The organism is Rhizobium changzhiense (genome assembly GCF_013087625.1).
Classification (GTDB): Bacteria; Pseudomonadota; Alphaproteobacteria; order Rhizobiales; family Rhizobiaceae; genus Rhizobium; species Rhizobium sophorae.
Genome location: NZ_JABFCQ010000004.1, coordinates 123,513 through 135,314, shown reverse-complemented (window position 1 = coordinate 135,314; position 11,802 = coordinate 123,513). Strand labels below are relative to the sequence as shown.

The window sequence follows — 11,802 nt, the reverse complement described above, 5'->3', positions numbered from 1 at the left end:
GCATACAGCCTTGGCGACGCTGTAATGCCTTGAATCTCTGCGCCGGCTTTCGGGCCTGTGCTCAGGCGCCGATCGTGTGGCGCCAGGTCATCACGACGATCCAGGCTGCGACCAGCATCCATGTGTGGCTGAAGCGCAGGCCGATGAAGAGGGCGACGATCAGCGCCAGCTTCGATTCCCAGCCGCCGATGAAGAAGGCGGGTGCGACAAGCGTCGTCAGCACGGCGGCCGGCACGGCATTCAGCGCCGCCTCCATGCGCGGGGGAATGCTCTTCATTCGGGTGATGAGGATATAGCCGCCGATGCGGGTGGCGAAGGTGGCGGCTGCTGCGGCGAGGATGACGAGCGCCATGTGAAGATCGAATTCCATGGCTCAGACCTCATGCACTTCGGATTTAAGGGCGTCGGCCTCGAGATCAGGCTCTTGCGGCGGCAGAGGCAGCACGGCGGCGAGCAGGATGCCGACGGCAGCACCGAGACTGACGTGCCAGGGCGAGCCGACATAGCGGTAGGCGAGTACGGAAGCGACTGCGCTGACGAGCGCTACGGGCAGGAAATTGTCTCGCTTGCGGAAGCCGAGGACGATGCCGAGGAAATAAGCCGGCAGCAGAATGTCGAGGCCGATGGCCTTGGGATCGCCGATGAAACCGCCAAGCATGCCGCCGGCGACGCTGATCAGCACCCAGGGAATGTAGATGATGATCGCGAAGCCGAAATACCAGGCGAAGGTGAGTTGCCGGCCGGCCTCGCCGCGCTTTACCGCTTCGGCGAATTGCGGATCGACGAGCAGGAAGAAGGTGAAGAATTTCTGCACCGGCGTGAAATGGCCGATGTAGCGCGCCAGCGCGGCCGAATAGAGCACGTGGCGGAAATTGACGGCGAGGATCGACAGCACGATCAGCCAGGCATGGACATTGTGACCGAAGAGTTCGATGCCGACCATCTGGCTGGCGCCGGCATAGACCGTGGCGCTCATGAAGGCGGCTTCGGAGAGCGACATGCCGTTTTCGACCGCAAGCGCTCCGAACAGGGCACCAAAGGGCGCCGATGCCAGCGCAACGGCGGAGCCGCCCCGCAAACCTTCAACAAAGTCGGCGCGATTCATGGGATATTTCCTGTTGGAATTCAGGTCTCCCCTTATGGTCTGCGGCTTGCAACGGCAATTGAATTTCATTGATTGACCAATCGATTTCGCTGAACCATCAAAGTCCTGATCGCATTCGGTAAAGAGGCAAACATGAAGAAGATCGAATTTTCGAAGGAAGAAAAGGCTGAGATCGTTTCGCGCATCCGCGCTTATTTCGACCGGGAACTTGATCCCATCGGTGCATTGCCGGCTGAATTCCTGCTTGACTTCTTCGCCGAGGAGATCGGGCCGTACTTCTACAATCGAGGGCTAAGAGATGCCCAGGCCGCCTTATTGCAGAGAATGGACGACGTCGCCGAGGACATCCATCTTCTTGAGAGGGAGGAAAAATTCTAAAGCGCGCCGCGACCTTTCAGATTCGCTTGTCGCGTTTAAACCGCTGCACAGTTTTGCGCGACATGCTTCAGCGCCCCTGAAATCAAAACAGGGCCTTCACTTAACGCCAAATTATTTCTGCCCCGATATGGTCGAGACGCTTTCGTTCACAGGGTTGCGTGTTATTTGGCCGTGATTGTCTCTGCTATCGATGAACCTCGATCCGCGAAGCTCGGCAAGGCGTTGATCTTTATGGTCTGGCTTACGCTGGCGTCTGCGCTTTGCTGGTCCGAAACGGTCTGGCGTGACGAGGTTCGTGCTTTGTCACTCGCCCTCCAGGGGGATAATTTCATCGATATGCTTCGCCAGATGCATGGCGAGGGTCATCCTGCTGTCTGGTATATCCTTCTGCGCGCCGCCTATATCGTCATCGGTTCGCCGGTCGTCCTGAAGATACTTGCGCTGACGATTGCGGCAGCAGCCGCCTATCTTCTTGTTTTCCGGCTCAAGCTGCCGCTTTCCATCATGCTGCTGTCGTTGTTTGGCGGCTTTTCGCTTTTCGAATATGCCGCGATGTCGCGAAATTACGGCATCAGCATGCTGGTGATTTTTCTTATCGTCCTGAATTGGGAGAAAGGAACACGCAGCGGGCTATTGCTCGGCCTGTTGTTTGCCTTGCTGGCCAATACCAATGTCCATTCGGTCGTCCTCGTCGGCGGCTTCCTTGCCTACTGGTTCTTCGATCTGGTTCTTGCGCGACCGAGATCTCCTCTGACGGAATATCGGGCCTTTGCGACGGCCGCTGCCATTGCCGCGCTTGGAATTGTTCTCTGTTTCGCAACAGTCTATCCGACTTTCAACGATACGGGGCAGAACGATCTCAGCGGCGAGAATTTCGCCTTGCTTGCCCTTCGTGCTCTTGTCGCGCCCAGCTCGCATTTCATGGCGTTCTATCCCAACATCGTCCTTGAATTGGTCGTGGCGTATCCGTTGGCGTCCCATATTTTCGCAGCGTTGATGTCCGTGCTCATCTATGGCAGCCTGCTGGCGTTGGCGGACCGGCGACCGGCGATGATCGCAGCGGCACTCGTCCTTCTAGGGCTTTCGCTCCTTTTTACGCTTGTCTATCCCGGCGGATACAGACATCAGGCGCTCTGGCTGGTTTTCATGATCGCCATCACTGCTTTGAGCCCACGCTCTCAGCGCGAAGGGGCAGGCGTTGCGGACATCGAGGCTGCCGGCGGTATCGTAAGGTTCGCCCGTCTGTGCTTCCCGATATTGCTGGCGCTACAGGTCGTGTCCGGCATCGAAAAGGTCAATCAGGCCTTCGTCGTTGAAATACCCTTCAGCCGAAGCAAGGATTTCGGTGCCTTCATGCAATCGCGCCCTGATCTCAAGGACGCGGTCATCATGGCGGATCCCGACTATCTCGTGGAAGCCTTGCCCTATTACGTCTCCAATCGCACCTATCTTCTGCGGGAGGAGCGGTTCGGCGCCATCGTGCGATATACTCGGAACGCGCGGCTTTCGCTCAGCCTTGCCGATATTCTGCAAACGGCACATCGATTGCGGCAGAGCGAGCATGTGCCTATCGTCATTCTTCTTTCGCAGCGGCTCGATCAGATTGCCGCCCCCGTCTCCCTGCGTGAAAGCTACGTTTGGCGGTTGTCTCTGACGCCGGAAGACATTTCCGCTTTCCAGAGCGCGACAAGCCTCATCAAGCGCTTCGGCGCGACAGCGGGAAGCGATGAGACGTACGACGTCTACGTATTGAAATAGGAGGCCCCGTCAGGAGGCTCTTCGGCCTCCGCTTTCTCCACCGCCGCCTCAGCCCTCGCGCTTCATCCGTTCACGGCGCGCGATTTCGGCTTCCGAAGGCTCCGTCATCCCGAAACTGCCGGTTTTGACCTCGCCCGCGCGCTCGTAGACGCTCATGATGACGCCGGTTGTCGATAGCGAGTTGGCGCTGAGCTTCAGAGCCTCCGGTTTGGCGCCTTCGCCGAACAAACGTTTGCCGGGGCCGAGGATGAGCGGGAAGGTCAGGAGCCGAAGTTCGTCGATCAGATCGTGCGCCAGCAGGGTCTGCAGCAGGCCGCTGCTGCCTTGCGTCAGAAGGTCGGGACCGTCCTCCTGCTTCAAGCGGGCGATTTCAGCTGCGACATCGCCGCGCAGCGCAACGGTGTTTTCCCAGGTGAATGGTTCCTTCGACGTGGTCGCGACATATTTGGTCGCGGCATTGAAGGCTTTTCCAATGGGATCGTCTGCGCCGACGAAGGGCCAGTACGCGGCGAAGATCTCGTAGGTCTTGCGGCCGAGCAGCAGGGCGAAGGGGTCTTTGAAGATCCCGTCCATGAACTTGCCCATCTGCTCGTCCCAGTAATTGACGGTCCAGCCGCCAAGAGTGAAGCCGCCGGTCGGATCCTCCTGCGGCGCGCCCGGCGCCTGCATGACGCCATCCAAGCTCACGAAGGCGGCGGTAACAAGCTTTCTCATCTCTCAACTCCCATGATTCATCATTGGTGTGTTCAGTTGTCTTTTATCGCTGATCGCAATCAGCCGGCCAGGGCCTTGACGCTGTCGATGATGGCGATGCCATGCGTCCGCATTTCCTCGATGGCGGCGGCGACGCCTTCGGGCGTGATGCCGCGGCTTGCATCCTCGATGAAGCGCACGCGCACACCCGGCATCATCTCCAGCGCGTCGAGCGCGGAGAACTTGACGCAATAGTCGGTCGCCAGCCCGCAGACATCGAGATCGGTGACGCCCTGATCCTCGAGGAAATCGGAAAGCCCAGTCGAGGCATCGCGGTCATTGTCGCGGAACGCCGAATAGCTGTCGATATCAGGATCCTCGCCCTTCTGCTGGATGAGGTCGATCTCTTCGGATTTGAGCTCGGGGTGCAGTTCGGCATCGAGCGTACCCTGAATGCAGTGATCGGGCCACATCATCTGCGGCTTGCCCGACAGTTCTCCCATCTCGAAGGGGGCGGCACCGGGATGGGCGGAGGCGAAGCTGCCGTGGCTCGGCGGATGCCAGTCCTGCGAGGCGACGATCAGATCGTATTTGCCGCTGTCGATCAGTCTGTTTGCGACGGGAACCACCTTGTCGCCCTCCGGCACCGGCAGATTGCCGCCCGGACAGAAGCCGTTTTGAATGTCGACGAGCAGCAGCGCTTTCATCAAGGCCAATCCCTTCGCTTTATTGCAGTGTAAGACGCCAAGAACACTGAATGGATCAACTAGTGGATTTCCAGGCGCGGACGCGCAAGTGTTAATTCTGGCACTAGCGGTAGTAAGTGGTCAAAACAGAGTGCTCTAATGCAACTGCTGCGAGAGTTTACGGCGGCTCTCGTGTTGAAATGGAACGGAGGGATGGGGAAGGCTCGCGCATGATTTCCGAATTGCGGACACAGCCCGCGACAGCGGCAATTGCCGCGTCGGGACGCTTTTGTGCGGCATCGATGGATCGAGGCTCCCCCGGCAGGGCCCAGATCTTGGCCAGCTAGACCGCAGCCACGTCGTCGGCTGCGGAATCACCTGCTGCGGCGGAATTGCCGTAGGTATTGCGGTAGGCTTGAAGGGACGTCTGCATGTCGCTCAGCACTTCGGTCAGGAGCGGATCGCTATCACCTGAAGTGTTGATGCTGTTCGGATCGGCGGCGAGGAATTCGGACTCGGTCAACTTGCCGTCGCCATTCGTATCCATCGCGGCAAAGACGCCCTTGGAATCGTCGTCGCTCTGATCGCTGCCGTCGCCCTGATAGTCGCTGCTATCGGTCTTCTGCATGGACAGCATCAGCGACAGAATGTCGGCGGTGATCTTCTTGACGATGTCGGTGCTGCTGTCGTCGCTGTCGGTCGACGCCGTGCCCGATGTCGAGGACTGCGAGGCGGCGGCCAACTCGTCCGCCGATATGACGCCGTCGCCGTTCTTGTCGAGGCTGGACAGCGTAGACTGGTACTGGGTCACTGTGCTGCCGAGAGATGAAACACTGGTCACTGGAACCTCCTTTGAAAAGTTCGTCGTGAAGCCTGCCTTTCATGGGCGGGCAGCCTCTGGGCTAAGCTGATTTGCGCAAGGCGTCAAAGCGACGTTTTGACGGGGCGGGAGTGTGATTGACGACGTGAGGCAATGCACATCAACCTTTCGGTTGCCAAAGCTTTTTCATTGAATTTATTGGATTTTTTGGCAACGGTTTGTGTGGGCGCGATTAAATCGGTGCCGGTGTTGGCCCGAAATTGCCGTAACGCAGCGTGCGGAGGAGGTGTGGACGGAGTGACCAGGTTTGCGCGGCTGCGACATTTCGTCTGTTTTCCGCGAGGCAACGTCAGGCCGATCTTGCTCCGGGTCATGATTTCTGCCTTTCTTACTCAGAAGCAAGGCGGAACCGAAGCCATGTCACAGCCGGACCCCGACGAAAAGATCGATGCGACGTTTCGCAACGGGTCGCTGACGGCGGCCGGGATCATTCTCGGTTTCTCGCTCAATTTCATCAGTGTCTGGGTTTCCAATCCCAACGACTGGAGCCGCATCGATATTCCGCCGATGCTGTTCCTGACCGTGGGCATCGCCGTCCAGGTGAAGGTCTTTGCCGATCTGCTGGCGCGCGACTCCTTGTTTGCCGTCAAATATGACCGGTCTCGCCGGCTCTTTCTGATCGGATTGGGAATCGTCGCCGCGGGCATTGGCGTCGCGCTCGTCAACGATATTCTCGGGCTCGGAAGGATGCGGATGCTCGGGTAAGGCTTTTCGCGTCGTGCTGACGCGAGGTCAGACGCGCTCGACGAACCCGTCCAGCACCCGTTTCTGTCCGGCCCGGTCGAACTCGATCGTTAGCTTGTTGCCTTCGATGCCGGTAATGTTGCCGTTGCCGAATTTCAGGTGGAACACGCGGTCGCCGAGCGTGAATCTAGATGGCTCCGACGAGGTCGATTTCGCCACCAGCTCGCCCTCGATGGTGCGCCCCTTCGGGCCGCTTTCGCCGTAGCCGATGCGTTCGACGGCGTGGCCGGAGCGGGTGCCCCAATTGTCGCGCGTGGCGTCGGTCTTGTTGGCCTGGGCACGTTTCCAGCCGGGAGTGGAATAGGAGTTGGCGAAGGGTTCGGCCTTGTCGAAGCGGGACTGGCCGTAGCCGCCGCGGCCGTACCCGCCGTAGCTCTGCTCCATTTCGGCGACCTCGACATGGGTGATCGGCAGTTCGTCGAGGAAGCGCGAGGGCAGGGTCGATTGCCAGAGGCCATGGATGCGGCGGTTGGAGACGAACCAGATGTGGCAGCGGTGCTTGGCGCGGGTGATGCCGACATAGGCGAGGCGGCGTTCCTCCTCCAGGCCGGCGCGGCCGCTCTCATCCAGCGAGCGCTGGTGCGGAAAGAGGCCCTCCTCCCAGCCGGGCAGGAAGACGGTGTCGAATTCCAGGCCCTTGGCCGAGTGCAGCGTCATGATCGACACGGCATCAAGGTTCTCGTTGGTCTCGGCATCCATCACCAGGGAGACGTGTTCGAGGAAGCCGCGCATCGACTCGAAGCTTTCCATCGAGCGGATCAGTTCCTTGAGGTTTTCGAGGCGGCCGGGTGCTTCGGCGCTCTTGTCGTTCTTCCACATGTCGGTATAGCCGGACTCTTCGAGGATCTGCTCGGCAAGTTCGGTATGCGGCGTGTTTTCAAGCAGTTCCTGCCATCGGCGGAAAGATTGAATCACGTCGAAGAGCGCCTTTCGCGCCTTCGGCTTCAGCTCATCGGTCTCGATGATGTCGGCGGCCGCCGCGAGCATCGGGATATCGCGGGCGCGGGCATAGTCGTGCAGCGCGCGCACCGTCGTGTCGCCGAGGCCGCGCTTCGGCGTGTTGATGATGCGTTCGAAGGCGAGGTCGTCGGAGGCTTGAGCGACCAGGCGGAAATAGGCCATGGCATCGCGGATTTCCAGGCGCTCGTAGAAGCGCGGGCCGCCGATGACGCGGTAATTGAGGCCGAGGGTGACGAAGCGGTCTTCGAATTCGCGCATCTGGAAGGAGGCGCGCACGAGGATCGCCATGTCGTTCAAGAGATGCTTACCGCGCTGGAGCTGCTCGATCTCCTCGCCGATGGCGCGGGCTTCCTCCTCCGAATCCCAGGAGGCGTGCACCTGCACCTTGACGTCGTCCGGATCGGAGCGGTCGGTGAACAGCGTCTTGCCGAGCCGGCCTTCATTGTGGGCGATCAGATGGGCGGCGGCTCCGAGGATATGCTCGGTCGAACGGTAGTTGCGCTCGAGCTTGATGACCTTGGCGCCGGGGAAATCCTTTTCGAAGCGCAGGATATTGTCGACCTCCGCGCCGCGCCAGCCATAGATCGACTGGTCGTCGTCGCCGACGCAGCAGACGTTCTGCGGCTCGCCCTTGGCGCGCTGGGCGAGAAGCCTCAACCACATGTACTGGGCGGTGTTGGTGTCCTGATATTCGTCGACGAGGATATAGCGGAAGCGGCCGTGATATTCCTTCAAGAGATCCGGGTTCCTGCGGAAGATCGCGATCGGATGCATCAGCAGGTCGCCGAAATCGCAGGCGTTCAGCGTCGTCAGGCGCGCCTGGTAGGCGAAATAGAGATCGCGGCCGCGGCCATTGGCGAAGGCGCGGGCGTCGCCCTCGGGGATATCGGCAGGGCCGAGACCCTTGTTCTTCCAGGTGTCGATCATGCCGGCGAACTGCTTGGCCGGCCAGCGCTTGTCGTCCAGGCCTTCGGCCTGAATCAACTGCTTGATCAGGCGGACGACGTCGTCAGTATCGAGAATGGTGAAATCGGAGCGCAGGCCGACGAGCTCGCCGTGGCGGCGCAGCAGTTTGACGCCGATCGAATGGAAGGTGCCGAGCCAGGGCATGCCTTCGACGGCGCCGCCGACGAGCAAAGCGATGCGCTCCTTCATCTCGCGGGCAGCCTTGTTGGTGAAGGTGACGGCGAGGATCTGCGAGGGGAAGGCGCGGCCGGTGTTGAGGATATGGGCGATGCGGGTCGTCAATACGCGCGTCTTGCCGGTGCCGGCGCCGGCGAGCACGAGGACCGGGCCTTCCAACGTTTCGACGGCTTCGGTCTGTTCCGGGTTCAACCCGGCGAGATAATCCGGCCGCTTGCCGCCGTCGCGAGCCGCCATGGCGCGGGCGGCGATGCCGCCACCGGCGGCGGGCGCCCTTTCGGCGGGTGCGGCAGGCGGCTGCGGCTTGCGCGCCATCTCGCCCGGCTCTTCGTCGAAGAAGGGCATATCGTCGAAACTATTGCTCATGGCGCGTAATGTAGTGATTCGGGAAGGAAAGACCAGAAAAGATGTTCTGCTTTCATTCCCGAGCCGGCGCTATTCCAGGCGGCATGTTGCGGGCGGCAATACCGCCGCCGAGCCCGGCTGCCGTCGGCCTGCGTGCGTGCGGGGCTAAAAATTTCCGATCGCGGCGTGTCGGATCGGGCGCCGGTGAGGCGTCCTTGGGTCATCGAACAGCAGTCCGGATCACACCCATCAACAAGGAGGCCGATTCATGCCGAAGGTCGTTTCAAATCTCTGGTTCGCCGAGGAAGCGCGCGAAGCCGTCGAATTCTACGTGTCTGTCATCCCGGACTCGAGGATCGGCCGCACCACCATACTTCAGGCGGAAACGCCGAGCGGGCCGCCCGGCAGCGTCGAGCTGATCGAGTTCACGCTCGCCAACCAGGCCTTCCTGGCGATGAAGGCCGGCCCGCTCGACAGTTTCAACCATTCCTTCTCGATCGCGATTCTTGTGGAAAACCAGGCCGAGATCGATCGGATATGGGAGGCCTTCCTCGCAAATGGCGGCACGCCGGAGGCCTGCGGCTGGCTGAAGGACCGCTGGGGCCTTTCCTGGCAGATCGTGCCGCGCATGCTGTCCGAGATGATCGCCGACAGCAACCGCGAGCGGGCCAGGCGCGTGACCGAAGTGATGCTCGGCATGGTCAAGATCGAGGTCGCCGCACTGGAGAAGGCATTCAACGGCTGAGTCGCGCGGGTAGGCGCATGATCACGATGCGGGGCGCATGGCTGGGATGCGCCGTTTTCCAGCATGTCTGGAGCGGATCGGCACACGCTGCCCCGCATCGACTTTGGGCAGATTGACCGCCAAATCGTCGATTTCTCCAGTGCTCGAATCACGGGCGACATTGCACACCTTTTTCATCTTTCTGTCACGTCGCGAAATGTGCTGATACCACAATGGCATCCTTCTCAACTACAATAAGAGACAGTTTCGTAGAGTAGAAAAATAACCGGTGCATGCACGTTTTTGTGCATTGCCAGAAACAGCCGGTGAGCGTGGAATATACCTGCGAAACTATTGATTCTTAGGAATGTCGTGTCCATCTCCTTGGTATGACGACCTAGAGCCTGTGGCATTAACCTTGAATGGAGGGCCCATGCTGAGCGAATCCGTATTTGATGCGTTCACCCGCAGCTATGATGCGCGTCGCGAAACCGATATGTCGATCGCGGAGTATCTCGACCTTTGTAAAAAAGAACCGCTTGCCTATGCCAATGCGACCGAGCGCCTGCTGGCCGCGATTGGCGAGCCGCAGATGGTCGATACCGCCAGGGACACGCGCCTCGGCCGGATATTCATGAACCGGACCATCCGGATCTATCCGGCCTTTGCCGGCTTCCATGGCATGGAAGAGACAATCGAACGCATCGTTTCCTTCTTCCGGCATGCGGCGCAGGGGCTCGAGGAGCGCAAACAGATCCTTTATCTTCTCGGCCCGGTCGGTGGCGGCAAGTCATCGCTGGCGGAGCGGCTGAAGCTGCTGATGGAGGTTCATCCGATCTACGTGCTGAAGGCGGGTGATGAGATCAGCCCCGTTTTCGAAAGTCCGCTCAACCTCTTCGACCCGGACACGATGGGATCGCTCCTGCAGGAGCAATACGGCATTCCCCTGCGCCGCCTGAATGGATTGATGAGCCCGTGGTGCCTGAAGCGGCTTGATGACTTCGGAGGAGATATTTCCCGCTTCCGTGTCGTCAGAGTACAGCCTTCGCGGTTGCGCCAGATCGCCATCGCCAAGACCGAGCCTGGAGACGAGAACAATCAGGATATTTCGTCGCTGGTCGGCAAGGTCGATATCCGCAAGCTGGAGACCTATTCCCAGAACGATCCCGATGCCTACAGCTATTCGGGCGGCCTCAACCGCGCCAACCAGGGCGTGCTCGAATTCGTCGAGATGTTCAAGGCGCCGATCAAGATGCTGCATCCGCTGCTGACGGCGACGCAGGAGGGGAACTATATCGGCTCCGAGAATATCGGCGCCATACCCTTCTCCGGCATCGTCCTTGCGCATTCGAACGAAGCGGAATGGCAAACCTTCAAGGCCAACAAGAACAACGAGGCCTTCATCGACCGTATCTGCGTGATCAAGGTGCCCTATTGCCTGCGCGTCACGGAAGAGCAGAAGATCTACGAAAAGCTGATCGAGGGATCGGAACTCGCCGATGCGCCATGCGCCCCCGCGACGCTCGAAATGCTGGCCCGCTTCTCCGTGCTTTCACGCCTGCGCAAACATGAGAATTCGACGTACTTCTCGAAAATGCGCACCTATGACGGGGAGAGCCTGAAAGAGACGGATCCGCGCGCCCGCAGTGTCCAGGAATATCGGGATGCCGCCGGCATCGACGAGGGCATGGACGGCATATCGACCCGCTTCGCCTTCAAGGTGCTCGCCTCCACATTCAATCACGACACCACGGATATCGGCGCCGATCCGGTTCACCTGATGTATGTGCTGGAGCAGTCGATCCGCCGCGAGCAGTTTTCCGACGATGTCGAGAAGCGTTATCTGGAGTTCATCAAGGCCGATCTTGCGCCGCGTTACGCAGAGTTCATTGGCAATGAGATTCAGAAGGCCTATCTTGAATCCTATGCGGATTACGGACAGAATCTGTTCGACCGCTACGTCGATTATGCCGATGCCTGGATCGAAGACGTGGACTTCAAGGATCCCGATACCGGCCAGCTTCTCGATCGCGAGCTCCTCAACCAGGAACTGACGAAAATCGAAAAGCCGGCGGGAATTGCCAATCCGAAGGATTTCCGCAACGAAATCGTCAAGTTCTCGTTGAGGTCGCGGGCAGCCAACGGCGGAAAGAATCCGTCATGGACGAGCTACGAGAAGATCCGGGAAGTTATCGAAAAGCGAATGTTCTCGCAGGTCGAGGATCTTTTGCCGGTCATTTCCTTCGGATCGAAGAAGGATTCGGAAACAGAAAAGAAGCACAGCGAATTCGTCTCGCGCATGGCTGCGCGGGGCTACACGGAGAGGCAGGTTCGGCGCCTCGTCGAATGGTACATGCGCGTCAAACAGGCAAGTTAATGTGGAGCC

11 protein-coding genes are annotated in these 11,802 nt (G+C 59.7%); 5 read left to right on the top strand and 6 right to left on the bottom strand.

Going from position 1 to position 11,802, the window contains the following annotated elements:
* Positions 1-61 precede the first annotated feature (61 nt).
* Positions 62-370 carry an AzlD family protein gene (locus tag G9X68_RS20815; protein ID WP_168310003.1) on the bottom strand — a complete coding sequence of 103 codons (309 nt, stop codon included), beginning with the start codon at positions 368-370 and terminating at the stop codon, positions 62-64.
* Between the two features lie 3 nt (positions 371-373).
* Positions 374-1,105, bottom strand: a complete 732-nt coding sequence (locus G9X68_RS20810) for an AzlC family ABC transporter permease (RefSeq protein ID WP_171604048.1) — start codon at positions 1,103-1,105, stop codon at positions 374-376.
* Between the two features lie 132 nt (positions 1,106-1,237).
* Between G9X68_RS20810 and G9X68_RS20805 the strand changes: the two genes are divergently transcribed.
* Positions 1,238-1,483, top strand: coding sequence for a DUF2164 domain-containing protein (locus G9X68_RS20805; RefSeq protein ID WP_033181033.1), 246 nt, complete (start codon positions 1,238-1,240; stop codon positions 1,481-1,483).
* 165 nt (positions 1,484-1,648) lie between these two features.
* Complete coding sequence (locus G9X68_RS20800; protein ID WP_171604047.1) at positions 1,649-3,241, top strand: hypothetical protein; 1,593 nt, start codon at positions 1,649-1,651, stop codon at positions 3,239-3,241.
* A gap of 48 nt (positions 3,242-3,289) precedes the next feature.
* Here G9X68_RS20800 and G9X68_RS20795 read toward each other — a convergent pair whose 3' ends face one another.
* The 3 genes from G9X68_RS20795 to G9X68_RS20785 form a co-directional block, all read right to left on the bottom strand.
* Complete coding sequence (locus tag G9X68_RS20795) at positions 3,290-3,955, bottom strand: dihydrofolate reductase family protein (protein ID WP_171604046.1); 666 nt, start codon at positions 3,953-3,955, stop codon at positions 3,290-3,292.
* Between the two features lie 59 nt (positions 3,956-4,014).
* Positions 4,015-4,641, bottom strand: a complete 627-nt coding sequence (gene pncA / locus G9X68_RS20790) for a bifunctional nicotinamidase/pyrazinamidase (protein WP_171604045.1) — start codon at positions 4,639-4,641, stop codon at positions 4,015-4,017.
* Positions 4,642-4,963: 322 nt separating this feature from the next.
* On the bottom strand, positions 4,964-5,461 hold the full coding sequence (locus tag G9X68_RS20785) for an EF-hand domain-containing protein (protein WP_171604044.1): 498 nt from the start codon (positions 5,459-5,461) through the stop codon (positions 4,964-4,966).
* A 396-nt stretch (positions 5,462-5,857) separates the two neighbouring features.
* Here G9X68_RS20785 and G9X68_RS20780 point away from each other — a divergent pair, with 396 nt between their 5' ends.
* Positions 5,858-6,205 carry a hypothetical protein gene (locus G9X68_RS20780; protein WP_171604354.1) on the top strand — a complete coding sequence of 116 codons (348 nt, stop codon included), beginning with the start codon at positions 5,858-5,860 and terminating at the stop codon, positions 6,203-6,205.
* A 27-nt stretch (positions 6,206-6,232) separates the two neighbouring features.
* On the opposite strand, the gene G9X68_RS20775 is transcribed toward G9X68_RS20780, so the two are convergent.
* Positions 6,233-8,713: an ATP-dependent helicase gene (locus G9X68_RS20775; RefSeq protein ID WP_171604043.1), complete on the bottom strand. Its 2,481-nt coding sequence runs from the start codon at positions 8,711-8,713 to the stop codon at positions 6,233-6,235.
* 247 nt (positions 8,714-8,960) lie between these two features.
* Between G9X68_RS20775 and G9X68_RS20770 the strand changes: the two genes are divergently transcribed.
* Together G9X68_RS20770 and G9X68_RS20765 are read left to right on the top strand one after the other, a co-directional pair.
* Complete coding sequence (locus tag G9X68_RS20770) at positions 8,961-9,437, top strand: VOC family protein (protein WP_171604042.1); 477 nt, start codon at positions 8,961-8,963, stop codon at positions 9,435-9,437.
* Positions 9,438-9,849: 412 nt separating this feature from the next.
* A complete protein-coding gene (locus G9X68_RS20765) occupies positions 9,850-11,793 on the top strand; it encodes a PrkA family serine protein kinase (RefSeq protein ID WP_168310012.1) in 1,944 nt (647 codons plus the stop codon).
* Positions 11,794-11,802: the final 9 nt, after the last annotated feature.